The organism is Specibacter sp. BI4 (assembly GCF_056680095.1).
Window position 1 is genome coordinate 3,492,349 of the sequence record NZ_CM155265.1, and the last position, 20,949, is coordinate 3,513,297.

Here is a 20,949-nt window from a genome sequence, read left to right on the forward strand (position 1 = left end):
CGCCTGGTGTCCTGCGCCTGGGCCCCTCCAAGATTACCTGCTGACAGGCTCCGGTCCGTGCCAAGGCTGGGAGGGCAGCTGCTCATCGCCTGCAGCCAGGGAGAGGATCCACCGGTCAGCCGGGGTGCCGCGGTCGTTGTAGTCACCGCGGATCTCGCCGTCAAACGTGAAGCCGAGCTTCCATGCCAGTTTGCGGCTGCCCCAGTTGGGCACCAGCGCATGCCAGTGCACATAGCTCAGGTTGAGCTGGTTGAAGGCGTAGTCAAGGAGCAGGCGGATGGCGGCCTGTGCGGCCCCGGTGCCGCGGGCGTGCTCGCCAAAGTTGATGCCGATGGAGGCAGCACCCGGGCTTTTGCACTGCAGGTCCACTGTGCCCAGCAGGCCATCCGTCGCGGGGTCCGCCACGGCGAACGTCAGGGTCTCCCCCGTGGTCCAGCCCTGCGGGGTCAGCGTGTTGATGAAGTACTCGGCGTGGTCCATCGTGTAATTCAACGGCACTGTTGTCCATCGCACGGATTCGGGGTTGCGGCAGTTGTCCACCAGTTGTGCGGCGTCCGCCATGGCCAGTGCCCGCAGCACCACCGCGGCGTCACGCAGGGTGGGCACGACAGGGGCCACGTCCAGGGGCACCCGGCCCCTTCCCTCCCACTGCCGGGCCGTTTGGCTGAATACGACACCGTCGGCGACCTGGCCGTCGACGTGCCCGTAGCCGGGGATTTCGGCGGCCTGCACAAAGCCGCAGCGCTGGGCAAGGGAGCTGCTGGCAGCGTTGCCGGAGGTGCAGCGCCAATGCAGGATTTCAAGGCGCAAGTTGCCATAGGCGTAACCGCACAGCAGCTCGATGGCACGCTGGGCACAGCCGGTCCCGCGCCCGGCAGGCAGCATCTTGATGCCAACAGCGGCCGACCCGCCGGACGTCGTTGAATAAACATCCTGCAGGCTCAGGGTCCCCACAACCTCGTCGACACCGCCCACGTGTTCGACAATGGCGAAGCGCAGGCTGCTGCCGGTGTCCCAACCGGCGGCAATGGAGCCGTCGATGAATTCAGCGGCCCGGGCAGCGTCCATGTCCGCCATCGACGCCGCCCACTTCACGTTGAGCGGGTCCCGGTGGATCGCGGCAAAGGCCTGCGCGTCGTCGGCTGTGAGCCGGCGCAGGGTGGTGACGCCATCACTCAGGGTCGGGTTCGACGTCGTCAGTTCCACCGTGCTCACTTGGCCTCCCTGTGGCGGTAGAGCCAGATCAGGCCAATGATGGGCAGCAGCAGCGGGATGTAGCCGTACCCTTTGCCAAACATGCTCCACACAGTGGCGTGCGGGAAGGCGGCCGGATCAAACACGCTCAGGGCACCAATGACGAGCACCCCGGCAAGCTCGATGCAGATGGCAATGGTGGCTGTCAGCGCCCATTTGGCGCCCGGCTTGGCCAGCGACACCGTGGCCACGATGTACACGACAGCGGCGAAGGCTGACAACAGGTAGGCGACAGGGGCCTCGGCAAATTGGGTGGCAATTTGGAAGCCGGCGCGGGCGGTGGCTGAGATGGCAAATACCGCGTAGACGGTGATCAGCAGCCGGCCTGCGCCGGAGGTTCGTCCGTGCGGGGCTTCTTGCGCGGCGGTGTCGCGGGTTCTCATAATCCAATTCCTGGTTGTAGTGGGACTGACGCCTGAATGGCGGCCGTGCCGTACCAAATTTGGGCCATGCGGGCCAGCATCACAACAACTGTGACGCCCACGGCGCTCATGACGTAGTTGGACCAGTAGGTCCGTTCCATCATGGCCCAGTAGAACCCAGCAACGGGGAGCATGGCGGCCGTGAACATGTAGCCCCAAAACTCCCATGCCTCACCGGCCATCTGCTGCCCGCCGGCCAGCCTGACAACTGAGCCAATGGCGTAGGCCACAACGAAAAGTTCGACGGCGATCAGTGCCAGCAAGGTGATGTCGCTGGGTTTCTTCTTCATCACCGCGGCAACGACGCACACGATGGTCGAGGCCAGGCCCACGATGGCGCCGATGACAAACCAGGCGTCAAGTGTCACTTGGTGGGCTCCCCGGCGGTGTCGGGTGCGGCGGGCGTAGCGGGGGCCGGGTCCGGCGGGAACACCAGGACCGGCTTTGCGTACCGTCCGGCGTCGGCCAGCAGGGCCACAAGCGTGCCGTCGGGGGCGAAGGCTGCGCACGGATCGGAAAGTGTGTGCCCGCCGTCGGCGCTGGCCGGGATGCGGCGGCCAAAGGAAAGCTCAACGGCCTCGGCCGCACTGAGTTCCCGCACAGGCATCAAGGCACGGGCTGCGTCGGCGATGTCCAGGACCTGCAGGTCCTCGGCCAGTTCCTCGAGGGTGCGGGCCTGGTCAAGGGTGTACGGTCCCACACTGCTGCGGCGCAGTGCCGTGAGATGGCCACCCACGCCCAGCCCGGCACCGAGATCCCTCGCCAACGCCCGGATGTAGGTTCCCGAGGAACAGCGCACGGTGACATCGACATCCACGTAGGTGACGGCGTCGTCTTTGTTCTGGTCCGCCAACGCCTCGGCCTGCAGGGTGCCGCGGCGGATGGCGTGCACAACAAAGCTGTGGATGGTGACAGGCCGGGGTGCCAGCTTGACGTCCTCTCCCGAGCGCACGCGCGCATAGGCCCTCTCGCCGTTGACCTTGATGGCGCTGACGCTGCTGGGCACCTGCTCGATGGGGCCGCGCAGCGTGGCGATGCCGGCCTCGATGGCTTCATCCGTGACGCCGTCGGCGGATTCGGTGTGGGTCACCTCGCCCTCGGCGTCGTCGGTGACGGTGGTGGAGCCAAGGCGGATCGTCGCCTCATAGCTCTTGGAGGTGCCCACAATGTACGTCAGGAGGCGTGTGGCCTTGTTGATCCCCACCACCAGAACGCCGGTTGCCATGGGGTCAAGGGTGCCGGCGTGACCAACTTTTCGGGTCCCTGCCAGCCTTCGCATCCGGGCGACCACATCGTGGCTGGTCCATCCCTGCGGTTTGTCTACGATTACAAGTCCAGAAAGCACGCTTTGAAGTATATCCGCACCCGGGCCCTGTCCGGGGCGGCCGGGGAACCCACATGGTGAGTTGTCCCCATCGCAGGAAGCATTACCCCGGGTTAAGCTATTGAAAAGAGTAATTCAGCGACCCCGCCCACCAATGGAGAATCATGAACAACCAGTCCCGGATCACGTACAAACGCTCACTTGCTGCACTGGGCGCCGGCGCAGCACTTGCGCTGGCACTCACCGGATGCCTCCCCGGCGGCGACGCTGCCAAGCCGGTCGCGTCAAGCACGGCTGCGCAGAAGGAATCCCCGGCCCCGCAGGAGTCCAAGGCTTCGCAGGAACGTGGCGGCGGCGACGAAGCCAGCCCCAGCGCGAAGGAAACAGCCAAGGAAAGCGACAAAGAAAGCGACAAAGCAACTGACAAGGCGTCTGCGGCGCCGGCACCGGCAGACACCGGCGAGCTGACCGCCCCCGGCACCACGCTGAAGTTTGGTGAGGTTGCCTACACCCACAGCAACTCGGGCGAGAAGGACTCGGACGATTACAAGGAAGCCACGTACGAGACCAAGGTCACCAAGATTGTCGCCGGCAGCGAAGCAGATCTGGCCGAGTTCAAGGATGCCGCCAAATTTGCCGGGCAGACACCCTACTACGTTTTCACCGACGTCACCCTGACCTCACTGTCGCGCCCGTCGGCGGGCATCGGCGATCCGCGCATCAGCGGGCAGCTGAAGGACGGTTCCGAGGCCCAAAAGCTCATCGTTTTTGGGAGCATCGGCGACTGCAAGGACGGGAACTTTGAGACCGAAGGCGAAGACGACGACTTCAGCTACGTAGTGGGATCAAGCAAAACAATGTGCAGTGTGTTCCTGGCCCCCGCTGGCGATGAGATCGCCTCCGCAAGCTATGACGACTCGAACTACAACTACGAGAACTACGACGACAACAAGTACAACGACAACCCCGTCGTGTGGAGCAAGTAGCCTAATCCCTGAGCGGGTGTGGCCGGTGTTGACACCGGGAACACCCGTTTTTCGGTCTACAGCAGGTTCCCATAGGAGGAAGCATGTCCGATACTTTTCAAGGAGCAGATGTTGAGCAGCTCCGTGCCTTCGCCAAGGACATGGCTGGCGGCTCCCGGCGCCTGAACAGCATTGCCATGTCCCTGAACGGCACGCTCAATGGCATCAGCTGGCATGGACAGGACAGCGACCGCTTCCGCAGGGACTGGAGCTCATCGCACCTGCGCAGCATCAGGGCCGTTTCCGCGGAACTCGACTCGGTGGCGAAGCTCCTGCTGGACAACGCAGCGGAGCAGGACGGGGCGAGTGCCGCCACTGACATGGGCCCCGGCGGCGCCCCGATCGATGCAGCTCCCGCCCCCGGCAGCGTCCTGAACGACAAACTCTCGGGCATGACCCCGGATGAGATCAACACCTATCTGCAATCCGAAGATTTTCAGCGCTGGGTGCGCGCGAGCCAGGCCAATGCCGATGCCGCCAAGTCCATCCTCGACACGCTGGCAGACTCCGGGGGGCTGCAGGTAGTGGACCCCAAGCACCACCGCAACGGCTACGGCGACTTCCTGGAACAGTACTGGGCCGAGTCGGCCATGCGCCAGGCGGGAATTGATCCCAGTCATTGGGACCCCGCCCAGGGCGTCAACCACAACCGCGAAGACATCTACAAGGTGTACGCGTTCTATGCGGAGCTGTACAAGAACGATCCGCGCGAGGAATGGATTGGGATGGCCAACCAGGTGGGGCCAACCTTCATTGCCGGCTTCGAGGACCTGGCCGTTCTCCACACCATGGCGAAAGGCGGCAAGGACGCCACGGAATACCTGAACGAGATGGATCCTGGCAGATACGCGGCACTGCAGGCCTTGATGAGCCTCGGAGAAGCCGAACTGGGATATTACGAGACGTCGTTCCTGTCCATGCAAAAACAAATCTTCACCGACATTGGTTCCCAGCATTATGCTTTTCAGCAAGGTGGCATAGCTGAAATTAAACGCATGCAAGCAGCCGGCCTGGTCACCGAGGACATGGAAACGGCCTGGCAAAACATCGATTCGGTGCCGGCGTATTCCGATCCACAGGACTACCACAACCTCAGCACCGGACAGCAGCAGCTCCTGCACCAGGCGTCCTACAACATTGCCGACAGGGAGCAGAACTTCGTCATTGCCGACGACTACGACAAGATCAGGGACCGTCCGACGGGAACCGAGTTCACCGAAGTCATGACAGTCGTCGGACAGCCCAGCATTGAGGGCGCCAAATCATACTACGAGCAGTTCCCGCCCGCTGATCCATATCTGGACTTCGGCAGGTTCCCGCCGCTTGGCGTTGATCTCCACCATGGCAACATCTCAGTGCGGGAGGACAGGTGGGCGCTGATAGACCAGGACACCCTTGGCGCCTATGAGGACTGGCTGCACTCGCAAAGCGACCCCTATGGTGAAATGATGAAGCCCATGCCTGAACGTGTCGATGAATACCGCCTGGTTCCCAAACCCATGCGAAATCTTGTCGGTGCCCCGTGAGACGAATATTGGCTGCAGCCCTGAGCACCGCATTCCTTCTGGGCGGCTGCTCCATGATTCCCTCCCCCAAACAAAGCAAGGAGCCCACCACAGTGGTTAACGGCAATTCACAGTTCACAGCAGCGGGTGTCAAGGCCATGAAAAAGACTGGGCAGGCCAGCCTTGACGTGTCCGAACGCCCCCTGTCCATGGCCGCACTTGGCTTTCCCGAAGGTTCGGATGGAACCCTGATCGCCACGGATTCCGACAAAAAGATTCAGCTGAGCATCACCACGCCCAATGGCGTGGTGAAGATGACCACGGACACCATCCGCGTCCGTCCCGGCGTGCCCCCGGAAAACGTTGACCACATAGACATCTTCTACAACTTCCCCGACGCCCAGGACGCCAACCCAGAGATCGAGCGTGCGGCGAAGGAACTGGGATTCCGTGCCCTTGACGGATCCACTCCCATCGGCCCGGAGTTCAAGGATGGCTCCGGCAAGGAAACCTGGGTGCCGGGATTGGGAAACAGCACCGGGACGGTGTTTTCGGTCGAAGCCATCGAAAACCACACCACGGGAAGCCTGACCTGGATCTACTCGATCCGCCTGGACGACAAGTACTACACGCCAGAGGCGGCGGCAAGCATCGCCGAAACCGGTGACTTCGAGCGGTAATCGAATTTCGCTGCGCCCCGCAGTGGCGGCATCGCTGAACGGACGACGGCGGGAGGCCACCTTTTCCAAAAAAGGTGGCCTCCCGCCGTCGTGCTTGGGGTTACGCCTGTTCGGCGTCTTCCTCGTCTGACTTGTAGGGGTCAGCCTCGCCGGCGAACTCGGCGTTGGCAGAAATCTCGGCCAGCTTCGCGTCGCGTTCCTTGGCCACGCGCAGGAGCGCTTCCAGGTTGGAGGCGTTCTCCGGGATTACGTCGGCAATGAATTCGAGGGTGGGCGTCAGCCGGACCGTGATGTTCTTGCCAACTTCGGCGCGGAGCACGCCCTTGGCGCGTTCCAGGCCAATCTTGGCCTCGCTCTTGGCCGTGTCGTCACCAAACACCGTGTAGTAGATGGTGGCGTGCTGCAGGTCGTTCGTGACACGGGCGTCGGTGACAGTGATGCCTTCGACGCGGGGATCCTTGACCCTTGAGCGAAGGCCCTCGGCCACCACGACCTTGATGCGCTGTGCCAGTTTGGACGCGCGGGCTGAATCAGCCATGATGAACTCCTTAATGATGGGAAGACTTTCGATGGTTCGTAAACCATCTTAGGGAATGCAAAACCGGCCGGGCGCCCCTGCGGACGCCCGGCCGGCTTTGTTGGTGGGCCTAGGGCCTAGACGCGCGGCTTTTCGCGCATTTCGAACGTCTGGATGATGTCCTCGGCCTGCAGGTCGTTGAACGAACCCAAACCGATACCACACTCGAAGTCCGTACGGACTTCGGTTGCGTCATCCTTGAAGCGCTTGAGCGAGTCAACGGTGAGGTTGTCACCGATGATCTTGCCGGCACGCAGGACACGGGCCTTGGAGTTACGGCGGATGGTTCCGGAGCGAACGATGGAACCGGCGATGTTGCCGAACTTGGAGGAACGGAATACTTCGCGGATTTCCGCGGTACCCAGTTCAACTTCCTCGTACTCAGGCTTGAGCATGCCCTTGAGAGCAAGCTCAATGTCATCGATGGCGCCGTAGATGACCGAGTAGAAGCGCATGTCAACGCCTTCACGGTCAGCCAGTTCGGCAACACGCTCAGCCGGCTTGACGTTGAAGCCGATGATGATGGCGTTGTCGACAGTAGCCAGGTTGACGTCGTTCTGCGTGATGGCACCGACACCGCGGTGGATAACGCGCAGCTGCACGCCTTCGCCAACATCGATCTTGAGCAACGAGTCTTCCAGGGCCTCAACGGCACCGGAAACGTCACCCTTGAGGATGAGGTTAAGAGTGTCAACCTTGCCGTCAGCAACGGCCTGATCGAAGTCTTCCAGGCTGATGCGCTTGCGACGCTTGGCCAGTGCCGCATTACGGTCTGCCGCTTCACGCTTTTCAGCGATCTGGCGGGCCGTACGCTCGTCACCGGTCACGAAGAACGTGTCACCTGCTCGGGGAACGTTGGACAGACCCAAAACCTGGACCGGACGTGAGGGTCCAGCCTCGGTGATGGCGTCACCGTTCTCATCGAACATGGCACGAACACGGCCGTGGGCAGTACCCGCAACGATCGTGTCACCAACGCGCAAGGTACCTGACTGAACCAGGACAGTTGCCACGGAACCGCGACCCTTGTCCAGGTTGGCTTCGATGGCAATGCCGCGGGCGTCCTTGTTCGGGTTGGCGCGCATGTCCAGGGCAGCATCGGCTGTCAACAGCACAGCTTCGAGGAGTTCCTCGATGTTGATGCCGTTGCGGGCTGAGACGTCAATGAACATGGTGTCGCCACCGTATTCTTCGGGAACCAGACCGTATTCGGTCAGCTGGCCACGGATCTTCTCCGGGTTGGCTGCTTCCTTGTCGATCTTGTTCACTGCGACCACAATCGGCACACCGGCGGCCTGGGCGTGGTTGAGCGCCTCAATGGTCTGCGGCATGACGCCGTCGTCGGCTGCAACAACCAGCACGGCGATGTCGGTGACCTTGGCACCACGGGCACGCATGGCGGTGAACGCCTCGTGGCCGGGGGTGTCAATGAAGGTGATCTTGCGTTCGGTACCTTCGTGCTCGTGCACGATCTGGTAGGCACCGATGTGCTGGGTGATGCCACCGTGCTCGTCGGCAACAACGTCCGACTTGCGAATCGCATCCAACAGGCGTGTCTTACCATGGTCGACGTGACCCATGACGGTGACAACGGGAGGACGAACTTCAAGGTCTTCGTCGCCTTCAGCTTCAAGCTCGGCGTCGAAGTCGATGTCGAAGCTGCTCAGCAGTTCGCGCTCTTCGTCCTCGGGGGAAACGACCTGGACCTTGTAGCCCAGTTCGGTGCCCAACAAGGCGAAGGTGTCTTCGTCCAGTGACTGCGTGGCGGTCGCCATTTCACCGAGGTGGAACAGGACTGTCACAAGTGCTGCCGGGTTTGCCTCGATCTTGTCGGCAAAGTCGGAGATGGAAGCACCACGGCGCAACCGGATGACCGAGTTGCCGTCGCCGCGGGGAACGCTCACGCCACCAAGTGAAGGAGCACTCATCTGCTCCAGCTCTTGGCGCTTGGCACGCTTCGACTTGCGCTGCTTGCCACGGCCTGCGCCGCCCTTGCCGAAGGCGCCCTGGGTGCCACCGCGACCGCGGCCGCCCTTGCCAAAGCCACCACCGGCGGGAGCACCGCCTGGCGCGCCGCCCGGCGTAGCACCGGGAGCACCTGGACGGCCGCGGCCCGGAGCACCGGGACGGTCGTTGCCGCGGCCGGGCGCAGCAGGGCGCTCGGTGCGGTTCGGCATCATGCCGGGAGTGGGACGGGCAGCACCACCGGGGCGCGGAGCACCCGGACGGGGACCACCTGCACCGGGGGCACCAGCCGGACGCGGTGCGCCCGGACGGGCTGCACCGGCAGCTGCACTGGGACGGGGGCCGCCCGGACGTGGACCACCTGTGCCGGCCTCAGCGCTGCGGGGAGCACCCGGACGGGGCATGCCCTGTGACGGGGCGAAGGGATTGTTCCCTGGACGCGCAGCACCTGCACCGGCCGGACGGGGTCCGCGGTTGTCGTTGCGGTTCTCGCCACGCTCGGAGCGGTTGCCTGAACGCGGCATGCCCTGGGAAGTGGCGAACGGGTTGTTGCCGGGGCGCGGGGCACCGGGAGTTCCAGCCTTCGCAGCCGGTGCCGGAGCAGCAGGTGCGGGAGCGGAAGGCGCCGGGGCTGCCGGCGTTTCAGCAACGGGTGCAATGGCAGCGGGTGCTTCCGGGGCAGCCTTCGCACCCGGCTTTGCACCGGGAGTCGCAGCCTTGGGGCCGGGAACAGCAGCGCCGGGGGTGGCCGGTGTGGCCGCCTTCGGGGTTGCTGCAGCCTTGGGCGTGCTCGCCTTGGGTGCTGCTGCCGACGCAGGCGCTGCTGCAACGGGAGTGGAATCGGCAGGCTTTGCTGCCGTGGGGAAAGCGTCGCGAAGCTTCTTCACGACGGGGGCCTCAATGGTTGAGGATGCTGAACGAACGAATTCGCCCAACTCCTGCAGTTTGCTTACTGCTTCTTTTGAGGTGATGCCGAGCTCTTTTGCAAGCTCGTGTACGCGGGCCTTGGCCACATTACTCCTGTCTCGGCCCGCACCGGACAGGTACGAACCGTTTAATTCTTACTGCAACATTCCACGTCGGAATGGGCGGTATGAGAGAGCACAAAGATGCTCATTTTTGGGCACTCATCGCTGGGTACTCATCGGGTTTCCATCGGTTTTCTGACCCGCTTTCACAAAAGGGACAATTAGGTTCGTACTGCTCGGCCTGCCAGAAGCGGCAAACCATTCTGTGCAAACGCCTCAACGTCGCTGACATTGGTGGCACCCGGAAGGGCCCTGCCAATGGCGCGGCGCTTGATCGCAAGCTTCCAGCATTCCTCGCTGGGGTGCAGCCATGCTCCCCGGCCAGGCATACGACGTCGTAAATCAACCAGCGCCACTGTTTCACCAGAGCCGTTGGTTGTCCGGACAATCCGTACAAGCCGAAGCCGTCCCGCAGCTTTCCTGCATCCAATACATGTCCGCACAGCTTCGTTGGAAACGGCAGTTCCGTTGTGCGCATCAACTGCTTGCGCTGCAACTGCTTTCTTTGCCAACTGTGCTGCACCTTCGGGTATTTTTGGATGTCAGGGCAGTTTCGGGCCCGGCTCCACCCAGTCTACCGCGCGTCTGCGCCGCAGACCTAAACCGCCACGGCGTCGGAGATGATGTCGATGCGCCAACCTGTGAGCTTGGCAGCCAGCCTGGCATTCTGGCCTTCCTTGCCAATGGCCAAAGACAGCTGGTAATCAGGCACAACGACACGCGCGGAGCGCAGGGCCTCGTCAATGATGGTGACCGAAATCACCTTCGACGGCGAGAGTGAGTTGGCAATAAAGGTTGCCGGGTCCTCATTGAAATCGACGATGTCAATCTTTTCATCGTGGAGTTCGGTCATGACGGCGCGGACGCGGGATCCCATCTCACCAATGCACGAGCCCTTGGCGTTGACGCCTGCCTTGTTGGCCTGGACGGCAATTTTGGTGCGGTGGCCGGCTTCACGGGCCAGTGCCACGATTTCCACCGTGCCGTCGGCAATCTCGGGAACTTCCATTTCAAAGAGCTTGCGCACGAGGCCGGGGTGGGAGCGTGACAGCGTGATCGACGGGCCCTTGAGTCCGCGGTGGACGTCCACAACAAATGTGCGGATGCGGTTGCCGTGGCGGTAGTCCTCGCCGGGAACCTGTTCGTTGGGCGGCAGCACACCTTCAACGGCACCCAGGTCAATCTGAATCATGTTCGGGTTGTTGCCCTGCTGGATCTGACCAGCGACGAGTTCGCCCTCCTTGCCGCGGAACTCCCCCACAACAGCGTCATCCTCAGCGTCGCGAAGACGCTGCAGGATGACCTGTCGGGCGGTGCTGGCGGCAATGCGGCCAAAGCCCTTCGGGGTGTCGTCGAATTCGCCGATGGCGTCGCCGTCGTCGTCAAGCTCTGCCGCCCAAATCGTGACATGGCCGCTCTTGCGGTCGAGTTCGGCACGGGCCATATCGTGGGCACCTGTCGACTTGTGATAGGCCATCAGCAGGGCCTGCTCAATGGTGGGAATCAGAACATCCAACGGGATCTCCCGTTGGCGCTCCAGCTCGCGAAGCGCGCTCATATCAATATCCATGGTCAGTTTCCCTCTCCATCGACCGCGTTGCCGCTTGTCGGTTCAAATTCCAAATCGAGCTCCGCCTCATCCAGACGAGCAAATTCAAGTTCCACAACACCGCGGCGGATCACCGCAAACAAAACCTTTTCAGGTTCACCCTGCTTGGCCTTCATGCCCTTCTTCACCGGAAGTTCCGGCCGGAAGAGCACGCCGTCCTCCTCCACTGCCAGGATTCGTCCCATGAAGTTCTCCCGATCCGAGGCGTTGACCTTGGCCATGCGGCCCAACGCGCGGCGCCAGTGGCGGGGTTCGGTCAGGGGTCGGGTTGCTCCCGGCGAGGAGATTTCCAGGTCGTAGGCAGCGCCGTCGTCGTTGGGATCGGAATCCATGGCATCGGAGAGTTCCCGTGAAATCGAGGAAATCGCGTCGAGGCCCACGCCGCCGGCTTCATCTTCCGGCAGGTCAACAACGATGGAAACGGTGCGGTGGGCTCCTGCGAAGTGCACCTTGACGTCTTCCAGGTACAGGTTCGCGGCTGCAACCGTAGGGGCAAGGAAAGCATGCAGTCTTTGTGCTTCGGCGGTGGCGTCCACTGCTGAGGGCGAATTCCCTGAGCGTGCGGTCATTTTGGACCTGTCCGGCTTCGTCATAAAACGCACGCCTCCCTATTGATGATGTTGTAGTTATACAGACTACCGAGTTTCCACCCTTGCTGCTGAACCGATCGGGTGTGAGTATCAACGCATTGCCGCTCGATTCTGCCGACAGTTGCCGGTCATTGTGCACCGTACAGGGCACTCGTGAGATGATCAACAGTTGTGACCAATCCAGATTCCCAGGCCGGGCCAGAAGCGCCCCTCCCCTCCAGCGACGCTGCAGTTGCCGACAAGCCTGCGGGCACCAGCCCGCGCAAGGGTCCCCGCCGTGCGACAGCTCCCGCAGGGGCGCCGGCCAAGACTGCTGTGACGGCTCCCGCACTGCTTGTCATAGGCGCCGACGGCATGATTGTTCCCACCTCGCCTCCCACCCCCACAGGGGCTGAAACCGTTGAGGCTGGAAGCACCGAGGCCGGCAACGCTGGGGTAGGCCACACCGAGGCTGAAAAGAAGGACGCTGCCTCCCCCGCCACCAAGGCCATGCACCAGGTTGACGTGCCCGCGGAGGATGAATCGGCCGGCGAGGCAACCGCCAAATCGGCACCCGCGACCGACCGCGCCGGCGATGCGCCGTCGGTTGGCGGCGACGACGCCGCAACAGCCGCCGACGATTCAACGCCTCAGGGCCCGACCGGGCTGCAAGCGCCGGACGACGCTGCAACGACTGCGCATGTCACACCTGAAGCAGCGCCCGAAGCGGCTGCGGACGTGCCCGCTGTCGAAGCGGCCCCGGCCGTTGCCGACGAAACAGCAATCGAAGCCGAAGTCCCCACTGCCGGCACCGCTGAAGGCGACGTTACTGAAGGCGAGACTAAGGCAGCAGACAGTGAGGCAGGCAAGGCAGGGGATGGTGACGCTGCTCCTGCAGCCAATGAACCTGGCGACGGGGACTCCTCGCCGCTGCCTGGGGAAACACCACAAGCCGACGCGCCCGCAGAAGACGCCGACGATATCGCCCCGCTGTCGCGGCGCGAAAGGCGGCTGGCAGAACAACGGCTCGATTCCGACGTCGAACCCGGCGACAGCGCACCCGCCACGCTGCCCGCGGGCGAAAGCAAGGCGGCGGCAGGCGCGAAGGGCAGTGCGGCGTCCGGTGACGCGGCGGCCGCAGAGCCTGGCGAAGCCGGCGCCACTGATTCCACAGCCACTGCCGTCAAACGCGCCAAGCCGGTCAGGACGCGCAACCGGTTCGTGGCCTTCATCCGCGGACTGTTCTTCCTGGTGGTCATTTCTGCCCTGGTTGTGGGCATGGGAACCGTGCTCACCGGCAACGAGGAAGTAGCCGTTGGCCCCTCGCAAACCGAAAAGCACCGGCAGGCAGCCTGGGACGCAACCACTGCGCTTCTGGCCCAAACCACAGCGCTGGCCAGCACCACCGACAACCCCAAAACTCAGGACGTCCTGGCCCGGGCCGCCAAGGACTTGGACGTGCAGGTAACTGCGCTGGGCGACGGCCTGCCGCCAAACACCGCAACGCCCACGCCGGCGGCAACCCCCGTGGCACCGGCCACCGCGTCCCAACTGGCCCTTGCACTGACTGCCAGTGGCGGTGAACTCCTGACGAGTTCCCTGACAGCCGAGCACGCCATGGGCAGGGTGTTTGCGGCTGCCGGAACAAGCCAGCTGCTGCTGGGACAAAACCTCAGCGAGGCCGACGGAGGAACGGCCCCTGTAACAACGTTCCTGCCTGCGCGCATCGATTTCACGGCCCCCGACGGACCAGCATGCAAGTCAACCCTGGAACCGCGCCCCGGAACCAGCATCGATGCGGCGCTGCGTGCTGCCGCCCTGGCTGAGCAGAAGGCTGTCTACGCCTATCAGGTGTCCACCACCCGGTTTGCCGAACCGCAATTCAGCCAGTCAGCAGCGCTGTTGCAGCGCCACCAGGCAAAATTGGAAGTGCTCAACGCCGAGCTTCGCGTCCGTTGCCTGCCGCTGGCCACCCCGGTGGCAGGATTTACCCTCGACCCGGCGTTCACCACGACTCCCACAATCGCCTTGGCCGGCCTGGAAGCCGAATTGAGCGGCGTTTATGCCGATCTTGCCGCGCTCAGCACGGCCCTGCCCGATGATTCCGCAACAGACGCAGCTCCGGGTGCAGCGGCAGCCGCCACCCAGCCACCGGCAAACACCACGGTTATCCGCGAGATCGCTGTGACGTGGCTGCTCGATTCCGCGCAGGCACAGGACAGCTGGGGAGGGTCCCCCTCGGCGTTGGCGGGGATGCCGGAGGCATCAACACCCGCCGGACCCGCAGCGCCGTAGCTCCATCCTCCGCAGCCCCGCCGGAATCTCATTCTGCCGCCACCGGTTCATAGGGCAGGCATGCCTCAGCGAGGACATCCTTTCCTTGCTGGCAGCAACAACAGCCGGGTGCTTAGCTTGAATCATGAAGCGAGCAGAAGAGCTGACCCGTGCCCGGGCACGGTCCACAACGGGGGAAATCGCCCAGCGGCTGAACTGGCTGCGGGCAGGGGTGCTGGGTGCCAATGACGGAATCGTGTCAGTGGCGGCCGTGGCCGTCGGTGTCGCCGGGGCAACTGATGGAACCGGGCCCGTCCTGACAGCAGGCATGGCCGCACTGGTCGGCGGCGCCGTCTCCATGGCCCTGGGCGAGTACGTGTCCGTGAGCAGCCAGAGCGACAGCCAAAAGGCCATGATCGCCGGCAAGAAACTCGACCTGGAGCGGGCCCCGCAGGAAAGCTTGGCCCGCCTGGCAAGTACCTACGAACACAAGGGCCTCTCCCCCGCCACGGCCGCCCTGGTCGCCACCGAACTGACCGACCACGACGCACTTGGCGCCCACCTCTCGGCGGAACTCAACTTGGACGCGGCCGACGTCGTCAGTCCCTGGCATGCCGGCATCGCCTCGGCCATCGCCTTCACACTCGGCGCCATCCTGCCGCTGCTGGCCATTCTCCTGCCCCCCGAAAGCATTCGCGTCCCCGTCACCTTCGTGGCAGTGCTGCTGGCGCTGGGCATCACCGGCTGGATTGGCGCCACGATCGGCGGCGGCTCGCGCACCAGGGCCGCGGCCCGCGTAGTGCTTGGCGGCGCACTGGCACTGGTGGCAACATTCGCCATTGGCAGCCTGCTGGGGTCCAGCGGACTCGTCGGCTAGGATTTTGCCCGCACGACGGCGAACCCTCCGGCCCGGGTGCCGGCGGTAAGCTCTGAGGTGTGTCCATGAGAGTCGAGATTCCCGAACCGCTGCGATTGCGGCACCGCCAAACCCTCGCGGGCCGCACATGGCTGGGCCACCTGCCCGGCTTCATCCACCAAGCCCTTGGGCAGTGGCAGCTGACGCCTGAGCTTCCGGCCGGCGGACTGCCCTGGCACGGGCATACCGGCATCGTGCTTCCGGTGCGTGCCTTGGACGGCACAGCTGCCGCGTTGAAGATTGCCTTCCCCCACGAGGAGGCGCTGCTGGAACCTGTTGCCCTCACGCTTTGGGGCGGCAGCGGAACGGTGCGGCTGCTTGCAAGCGACGCGGATCTCGGGGCCATGCTCCTCGAGCGCCTCGATGACGGCCGCTCCCTGTTGGAGTTGCCCATGGCTGAGGCCATCCCCGTGTGGGGAACAGTCGTCAGGGCCTTGGGCATTCGCCCCGACGGCCGCAGCCAGTGGCAGCAGATCCCGCACATTGCCGCCACCGCCGAAAGGTATTGCGACGAACTGCCGCAGCGTTGGGGCGACCTGGCCGAACCGTTCCCGCGCTGGCTGCTTGAGGCCGCACTGGAGGTCTGCCAAACCCAGGGTGTCGTGGCCCGCCGCAGCAGCGGTTCCGATGTGTTGGTCCACACCGACCTGCACTACATGAACATCCTGGCCCGGCCAGGCACAAAAACGTATCTGGCCATCGACCCGCAAGCCCAGGTGGGTGACGCCGAATTTGCCCTCGCGCCGTGCCTGTGGAACCGGCTGCGGGACCTGCCTGCCCGGAACACTGAAGCCGCGCTGCGCCGTCGTGCTTCGCTGCTGGCGCAGGCCGCCGGACTCGACGAAGACCGTGCCGTCCAGTGGTCTGTCGTGCGGGAAGTGGAAAATGCGCTGTCGTATTTGGAAGAGCCGGGCAGCGGTGGCGACGCCCAGCGTTCCCTGTGGGTGGCAAGCACCATGGCGGGCAAAACACTCCCCGGGCTGCCGGACGCCCACGGGCTCAAGACCCTGTACTGAAACTGCACCTGCACCAACCCGGCGGTGTTAGCGGTGCAGGATGTTTTCGTTCCAGACGTCAATGCCGAGCTTGATGATCAAGGCAGTGACAACGACCAGAAATACGATCCGGATGAACTTGCTGCCCTGTTTCACTGCCGTGCGGGCACCGAGGTAGCCGCCGGCCATGTTCGCCGCACCCAGGATCAGCCCCACGCCCCACAGCAGTGAACCGTGCGGCAAAAAGAACATCAAGGCGCCGGCGTTGGTCGCCAGGTTGACGATTTTTGCCTTGGCACTGGCCTCCAGGAACGCATAGCCCATCAGGCTGACCATGGCTATCACAAGGAACGATCCCGTGCCCGGGCCGATCAGGCCGTCGTAAAAACCGATCAACATCCCAATGCAGCAGGCGACCACATAATGCTTGCGGCCTGAATGGCGCAGCGCAGTGAGTTCGCCAAGGTTGGGTTTGAACGCGGTGAAGAGCAGCACCGCAACCAGTGCTGCGACGATGATCGGCTTGAACACCGACCCCGGCAGGCTGGCTGCCACCACGGCCCCGCCCAGGCTGCCCGCGAGTGCCACACCGGCCATGGGCAGGGCCGTGCGCATGTCCGGCTTCACCCGCCGGTAATACGTGACGGAGCTGGTGGCGGTGCCGAAGATGGAGCCCATCTTGTTGGTGGCCAGCGCCTGGACCGGCGTGATTCCGGGGATCATCAACATCACGGGAAGCTGGATAAGCCCACCGCCACCGACCACGGCATCGATCCACCCGGCGGCAAACCCGGCCACGATGACCAACAGGATCGTGGCCAGTGTGATGTTCTCAAAGCCGGAAATCATGGCAGTCCCCTTCTGCGGACGTCGAAGGACCCGGCGCACGTGGGAGCCGGTGCCCCGGAGCGGGGATGGATTCTTGGCGCGCGGTCCGAGGAACGAGGAACGAGCGAAAGAATCTTACTGCCCGCGAGGGGCACCGGCGGCAGCGTGCGCCGGCGCCCCAGAGCCGGGCTGCTGGCGGAAGTGCGCCCCGGGTCCTGAGCGAATTACTGCTGGTCGAGGATGTACTTCACGGCGTCGGCCACTGCCACGTTCTCGGCAACGCCGGTGGCGCGGTTCTTGATTTCCACGACGCCGTCCACCAGTCCGCGGCCGACGGCCAGGATGGTGGGGACGCCGATCAGTTCGGCATCGCCAAACTTCACGCCGGGGGAAACCTTGGCACGGTCGTCGTAAATGACTTCCATTCCTGCGGTTTCCAGCTCGGCCGTGAGTTGTTCGGCTGCCTCGAAGATCTCGGCACCGCGGCCGACAGCAACCACGTGGACGTTCGCCGGGGCGACGTTCGCGGGCCAGATCAGCCCCTTGTCGTCGTGGTTGGACTCTGCCAGTGCCGCCACGGCACGGGTGATGCCGATGCCGTAGGAGCCCATGGTCACAACTGCAAGCTTGCCGTTGTGGTCCAACACCTTCAGCTCAAGAGCCTCGGCGTACTTGCGGCCCAGGGCGAAGATGTGCCCCATTTCAATGCCGCGGGCGGATTCCAGCGGGCCGGATCCGTCGGGAGCCGGGTCGCCTTCGCGCACCTGTGCGGCCTCGATGGTGCCGTCCCAGCTGAAGTCACGACCGGCAACGAGGCCGAAGACGTGCCTGCCCGGTTCGTTGGCGCCGGTGATCCAGCTGGTGCCGGAGACCACTCGGGGGTCAACCAGGTACAGGAGCTTTGTGGCTGCCTCGGCACCCAGCACTGCCTCATCGGCCGAGAGTCCCGGCCCGATGTAGCCCTTGATGAGTCCCGGGTGCTTTTTCAGGTCGGCCTCGGTGGCCGCGGCAACTGCCACTTCGCCACCAATTGACAGGTGGACGCCAATGTTGGCTTCGATGCGCTTGAGGTCAACGTCGCGGTCGCCGGGCAGGCCGACAACCACGATCTGGCGTTCACCCGTGGGCAGGTCTATGGCCAACACCACGTTCTTCAACGTGTCGGCGGCACTCCAGGCGCGTTCCCCACGGGGAGACACCTCGTTCGCTGCGGCCACGAGTGTGTCAATCGTGGGGGTTTCCGGGGTGTCCCTGACAACGGCAGCGGGTGCGTTGCTGAAGTCGATCTCCGCCGGCACGATCGTGGTGACGGCCTCGACGTTGGCTGCATAGCCGCCGGGCGAGCGCACGAAAGTGTCTTCGCCGACGCCCATCGGGTGCAGGAACTCTTCGCTCTTGGACCCGCCCATGGCACCGGCGGTTGCCGCGACCGGGATGATCTCCAGGCCCAGGCGCGCAAAGATCCGCAAGTAGGCACCCCGGTGGGCCATGTAGCTGGCGTCCAGTCCGGCGTCGTCAATGTCAAAGGAGTACGAGTCCTTCATGATGAACTCGCGCCCGCGCAGCAGGCCGGCGCGGGGACGGGCCTCGTCGCGGTACTTGTTTTGGATCTGGTACAGGCTCAGCGGCAGGTCCTTGTACGAGGAGTACAGGTCCTTGACCAGCAGCGTGAACATTTCCTCGTGTGTGGGGGCCAGAAGGTAGTCGGCCCCCTTGCGGTCCTGCAGGCGGAAGATGCCGTCGCCGTATTCCAGCCACCGGTTGGTGACTTCGTACGGTTCCTTGGGCAGCAGTGCCGGAAAATGGACCTCCTGGGCGCCGATGGCGTCCATCTCTTCACGCACAATGGCTTCAACCTTGCGCAGTACGCGCAGGCCCAACGGGAGCCAGGTGTAGATGCCCGGCGCCGCGCGGCGGATGTAGCCGGCACGCAGCAACAGCTTGTGGCTGTCCACTTCAGCATCGACGGGATCTTCACGCAGGGTACGTAAAAAGAGTTTGGAAAGGCGAAGTGCCACGGGCAGATTTTCCATTTCTAGAAGTTGGTGGGTGCCGCCGTGGATAAAGACGGACAGATACCAATCTACCGGTTCCGGAGGGGCTCTGGCACACCCGATCCGCGGCGGGCACCGTGGGCGTGTTGCGGTGCTGGACAGCGCCCTGTCCCGGGTCTAGTTTGAAGTGACATGTTCATGCACCGGCAGCTTTGGAGCCAGGATGTCCCACCGAGCAGCATTGCCCGCCCCCGAGCCCCCTTTCGCCCCCATTCCTGCTGATCCCTCGGGCATGAACGGGCCCGTGAGCGTCAGCATCGAGGGCCTGCGTGTCGAGCGTGGCAAGGCCACAGTGCTGGCCAATATCAGCGCCAACATCCCGCAGGGGCGCATTACCGGCCTGCTGGGGCCGTCCGGCAGCGGCAAGACCACGCTGATGCGGGCCATGGTGGGCGTCCAGCGCATCAGTGCGGGCACTGTCACGGTCCTTGGCCGCCCGGCAGGAGACCCCCGGAACAGGAACGACGTCGGCTACGTCACCCAGGCTGCCAGCGTCTACCGCGACCTGAGCGTGATCGACAATGTGCGGTATTTCGGGTCGGTGCACGGCGGCAGCCGTGACGAAGCGCACGCGGTGTTGGCCGCCGTCGGGCTTTCCGAACTGGCAAAGCGCAAGGCGGGAGACCTGTCCGGCGGGCAGTTCAGCCGGGTGTCCCTGGCCTGTGCGCTGGTGGGCAAGCCTCGGCTGCTTGTCCTGGACGAGCCGACGGTGGGCCTGGACCCGGTGCTGCGGGCGGACTTGTGGTCGCAATTTCGTGCCATGGCCGCCGAAGGGACCTCGCTGATCATTTCCAGCCATGTCATGGAGGAGGCCGCACACTGCGATTCGTTGTTGCTGCTGCGCGATGGGATGCTGCTCTCGCAGCTGACACCTGCGCAATTGCGTGAAAGCGGGCGGACGGACGACCTGGAGCTGGCCTTCCTGCGGCTGATCAGGGAATCGATGGAGTCCGACGCCGGCGCCGACGGCCGCTCCCGTGACAAGGGTGGTACCCGCCCAGCCGGCGGTGCCCGCGGCAGGGAGGCCTCATGAACGCCACGATGATGTGGGCCACCTGCACCCGGGTGCTGCGCCAGCTCAGGGGTGACCCGCGCAGCATTGGCATGATCCTGGTTGTCCCCGCCGTGCTGTTGGCGCTCGTGTACTGGCTGTACCAAAATGAGCCGCTGGCCCCCGGCATGCCACGCACCTTTGACCGGGTGGGGCTGATGATGCTGGGCATTTTTCCGTTCGTGGTGATGTTCCTTGTCACCTCGATCACGATGTTGCGGGAGCGGACCTCCGGCACGCTTGAGCGGCTGCTGACAACACCAATCCACAAGGCCGACCTCCTGTTCGGCTATGCCCTGGCATTTTCGATCATGGCCGCGCTGCAGGCGTTGGTGGCCACGGGGACGGCGTACTGGATTTTTGGCATGAAGATCGACGGCAATGCCGGCTGGGTGGTGTTGATTTCGGTGCTAACGGCGGTGCTGGGCGTGGCGCTGGGCCTGCTGTGTTCGGCGTTCGCGACCACCGAATTCCAGGCCGTCCAGTTCATGCCGGTGGTGGTGATTCCGCAGATTCTGTTGTGCGGGCTGTTTGTGGCCAGGGACCAGATGAACGGGGTGCTGGAGGCAGTCTCGAATGTCCTGCCCCTTAGTTATGCCGTGGACGGCCTGCAGGAAGTGGCGGCCCACGCTGATCCGACGGCCGCGCTGGCCACGGACCTGGTGGTCATTGCCTCGTTCGTGTTGGCAGTGCTGCTGCTTGCTTCCCTGACCCTGCGGCGCCGAACAGCCTGAGCCGCCGGGTCAGTGGCGTCCGGTGGCCGGTGGCGTCCTGTGGCCGGTGGCGTCCTGTCATTGGAGTCCCGGGTCAGTGCCGGCCGCGCCGGCGTTTCCCGGGCATGGGTAGCTCTGCCCATCGCGCAGCCCCCGCACG

General features: G+C 64.1%; 19 protein-coding genes. 8 read left to right on the forward strand and 11 right to left on the reverse strand.

From position 1 onward, the window contains the following. Positions 1 to 33: 33 nt before the first annotated feature. The 4 genes from AC1L6K_RS15995 to truB are packed head-to-tail and all read right to left on the reverse strand — an operon-like array spanning position 34 to position 3,021. Positions 34 to 1,215 carry a GNAT family N-acetyltransferase gene (locus AC1L6K_RS15995; protein ID WP_480949832.1) on the reverse strand — a complete coding sequence of 394 codons (1,182 nt, stop codon included), beginning with the start codon at positions 1,213 to 1,215 and terminating at the stop codon, positions 34 to 36. Continuing rightward, on the reverse strand, positions 1,212 to 1,637 hold the full coding sequence (locus AC1L6K_RS16000) for a hypothetical protein (protein ID WP_480949833.1): 426 nt from the start codon (positions 1,635 to 1,637) through the stop codon (positions 1,212 to 1,214). The genes AC1L6K_RS15995 and AC1L6K_RS16000 overlap by 4 nt, the downstream gene beginning before the upstream one ends. Then, positions 1,634 to 2,044, reverse strand: a complete 411-nt coding sequence (locus AC1L6K_RS16005) for a hypothetical protein (RefSeq protein ID WP_480949834.1) — start codon at positions 2,042 to 2,044, stop codon at positions 1,634 to 1,636. The genes AC1L6K_RS16000 and AC1L6K_RS16005 overlap by 4 nt, the downstream gene beginning before the upstream one ends. Beyond that, complete coding sequence (gene truB / locus AC1L6K_RS16010; protein WP_480949835.1) at positions 2,041 to 3,021, reverse strand: tRNA pseudouridine(55) synthase TruB; 981 nt, start codon at positions 3,019 to 3,021, stop codon at positions 2,041 to 2,043. Before truB ends, AC1L6K_RS16005 begins: the two co-directional genes overlap by 4 nt. A 143-nt stretch (positions 3,022 to 3,164) precedes the next feature. Here truB and AC1L6K_RS16015 point away from each other — a divergent pair, with 143 nt between their 5' ends. The 3 genes from AC1L6K_RS16015 (at position 3,165) to AC1L6K_RS16025 (ending at position 6,210) form a co-directional block, all read left to right on the forward strand. Beyond that, complete coding sequence (locus tag AC1L6K_RS16015; protein WP_480949836.1) at positions 3,165 to 3,986, forward strand: hypothetical protein; 822 nt, start codon at positions 3,165 to 3,167, stop codon at positions 3,984 to 3,986. 83 nt (positions 3,987 to 4,069) lie between these two features. Then, the gene (locus AC1L6K_RS16020; protein ID WP_480949837.1) at positions 4,070 to 5,551 is read left to right on the forward strand and encodes a WXG100 family type VII secretion target; all 1,482 of its coding nucleotides are present in this window, start codon (positions 4,070 to 4,072) and stop codon (positions 5,549 to 5,551) included. Beyond that, positions 5,548 to 6,210: a hypothetical protein gene (locus AC1L6K_RS16025; RefSeq protein WP_480949838.1), complete on the forward strand. Its 663-nt coding sequence runs from the start codon at positions 5,548 to 5,550 to the stop codon at positions 6,208 to 6,210. The genes AC1L6K_RS16020 and AC1L6K_RS16025 overlap by 4 nt, the downstream gene beginning before the upstream one ends. 100 nt (positions 6,211 to 6,310) lie before the next feature. Here AC1L6K_RS16025 and rbfA read toward each other — a convergent pair whose 3' ends face one another. The 5 genes from rbfA to AC1L6K_RS16050 all read right to left on the reverse strand — a co-directional run bounded on the left by rbfA (position 6,311) and on the right by AC1L6K_RS16050 (position 11,982). Then, positions 6,311 to 6,748 carry a 30S ribosome-binding factor RbfA gene (rbfA, locus tag AC1L6K_RS16030; RefSeq protein WP_480949839.1) on the reverse strand — a complete coding sequence of 146 codons (438 nt, stop codon included), beginning with the start codon at positions 6,746 to 6,748 and terminating at the stop codon, positions 6,311 to 6,313. Between the two features lie 116 nt (positions 6,749 to 6,864). Next, positions 6,865 to 9,765 (reverse strand): translation initiation factor IF-2, encoded by a 2,901-nt coding sequence (infB, locus tag AC1L6K_RS16035; protein WP_480949840.1) that lies wholly within the window; start codon positions 9,763 to 9,765, stop codon positions 6,865 to 6,867. 176 nt (positions 9,766 to 9,941) lie between these two features. Next, positions 9,942 to 10,223: a YlxR family protein gene (locus tag AC1L6K_RS16040; RefSeq protein WP_480952793.1), complete on the reverse strand. Its 282-nt coding sequence runs from the start codon at positions 10,221 to 10,223 to the stop codon at positions 9,942 to 9,944. A 155-nt stretch (positions 10,224 to 10,378) separates the two neighbouring features. After that, entirely contained in the window at positions 10,379 to 11,350 is a 972-nt protein-coding gene (nusA, locus tag AC1L6K_RS16045) for a transcription termination factor NusA (protein ID WP_480949841.1), read from the reverse strand. A gap of 2 nt (positions 11,351 to 11,352) precedes the next feature. Next, on the reverse strand, positions 11,353 to 11,982 hold the full coding sequence (locus AC1L6K_RS16050; protein WP_480952794.1) for a ribosome maturation factor RimP: 630 nt from the start codon (positions 11,980 to 11,982) through the stop codon (positions 11,353 to 11,355). 168 nt (positions 11,983 to 12,150) lie between these two features. Between AC1L6K_RS16050 and AC1L6K_RS16055 the strand changes: the two genes are divergently transcribed. The 3 genes from AC1L6K_RS16055 (at position 12,151) to AC1L6K_RS16065 (ending at position 16,164) form a co-directional block, all read left to right on the forward strand. Beyond that, positions 12,151 to 14,253, forward strand: coding sequence for a DUF4439 domain-containing protein (locus AC1L6K_RS16055; protein ID WP_480949842.1), 2,103 nt, complete (start codon positions 12,151 to 12,153; stop codon positions 14,251 to 14,253). 124 nt (positions 14,254 to 14,377) lie between these two features. Then, positions 14,378 to 15,109 carry a VIT1/CCC1 transporter family protein gene (locus AC1L6K_RS16060; protein ID WP_480949843.1) on the forward strand — a complete coding sequence of 244 codons (732 nt, stop codon included), beginning with the start codon at positions 14,378 to 14,380 and terminating at the stop codon, positions 15,107 to 15,109. 65 nt (positions 15,110 to 15,174) lie between these two features. Next, a complete protein-coding gene (locus AC1L6K_RS16065) occupies positions 15,175 to 16,164 on the forward strand; it encodes an aminoglycoside phosphotransferase family protein (protein WP_480949844.1) in 990 nt (329 codons plus the stop codon). Between the two features lie 27 nt (positions 16,165 to 16,191). Here the strand turns inward: AC1L6K_RS16065 and AC1L6K_RS16070 are convergent, their stop codons facing one another. After that, entirely contained in the window at positions 16,192 to 16,992 is an 801-nt protein-coding gene (locus AC1L6K_RS16070) for a sulfite exporter TauE/SafE family protein (protein WP_480949845.1), read from the reverse strand. Between the two features lie 203 nt (positions 16,993 to 17,195). After that, entirely contained in the window at positions 17,196 to 18,989 is a 1,794-nt protein-coding gene (locus tag AC1L6K_RS16075) for a proline--tRNA ligase (protein WP_480949846.1), read from the reverse strand. A gap of 268 nt (positions 18,990 to 19,257) precedes the next feature. Here AC1L6K_RS16075 and AC1L6K_RS16080 point away from each other — a divergent pair, with 268 nt between their 5' ends. Both AC1L6K_RS16080 and AC1L6K_RS16085 read left to right on the forward strand, forming a co-directional pair. Then, positions 19,258 to 20,058: an ABC transporter ATP-binding protein gene (locus tag AC1L6K_RS16080; RefSeq protein WP_480952795.1), complete on the forward strand. Its 801-nt coding sequence runs from the start codon at positions 19,258 to 19,260 to the stop codon at positions 20,056 to 20,058. Further along, positions 20,055 to 20,810, forward strand: coding sequence for an ABC transporter permease (locus AC1L6K_RS16085; RefSeq protein WP_480949847.1), 756 nt, complete (start codon positions 20,055 to 20,057; stop codon positions 20,808 to 20,810). The genes AC1L6K_RS16080 and AC1L6K_RS16085 overlap by 4 nt, the downstream gene beginning before the upstream one ends. The last annotated feature ends 139 nt before the right edge of the window (positions 20,811 to 20,949 follow it).

Coding starts and splice junctions, on each gene's coding strand:
- AC1L6K_RS16000 (WP_480949833.1), bottom strand. CDS start 1,637: ATGAGAACCCGCGACACCGCCGCGCAAGAAGCCCCGCACGGACGAACC.
- AC1L6K_RS16015 (WP_480949836.1), top strand. CDS start 3,165: ATGAACAACCAGTCCCGGATCACGTACAAACGCTCACTTGCTGCACTG.
- AC1L6K_RS16020 (WP_480949837.1), top strand. CDS start 4,070: ATGTCCGATACTTTTCAAGGAGCAGATGTTGAGCAGCTCCGTGCCTTC.
- rbfA (WP_480949839.1), bottom strand. CDS start 6,748: ATGGCTGATTCAGCCCGCGCGTCCAAACTGGCACAGCGCATCAAGGTC.
- nusA (WP_480949841.1), bottom strand. CDS start 11,350: ATGGATATTGATATGAGCGCGCTTCGCGAGCTGGAGCGCCAACGGGAG.
- AC1L6K_RS16050 (WP_480952794.1), bottom strand. CDS start 11,982: ATGACGAAGCCGGACAGGTCCAAAATGACCGCACGCTCAGGGAATTCG.
- AC1L6K_RS16060 (WP_480949843.1), top strand. CDS start 14,378: ATGAAGCGAGCAGAAGAGCTGACCCGTGCCCGGGCACGGTCCACAACG.
- AC1L6K_RS16065 (WP_480949844.1), top strand. CDS start 15,175: ATGAGAGTCGAGATTCCCGAACCGCTGCGATTGCGGCACCGCCAAACC.
- AC1L6K_RS16070 (WP_480949845.1), bottom strand. CDS start 16,992: ATGATTTCCGGCTTTGAGAACATCACACTGGCCACGATCCTGTTGGTC.
- AC1L6K_RS16080 (WP_480952795.1), top strand. CDS start 19,258: ATGAACGGGCCCGTGAGCGTCAGCATCGAGGGCCTGCGTGTCGAGCGT.
- AC1L6K_RS16085 (WP_480949847.1), top strand. CDS start 20,055: ATGAACGCCACGATGATGTGGGCCACCTGCACCCGGGTGCTGCGCCAG.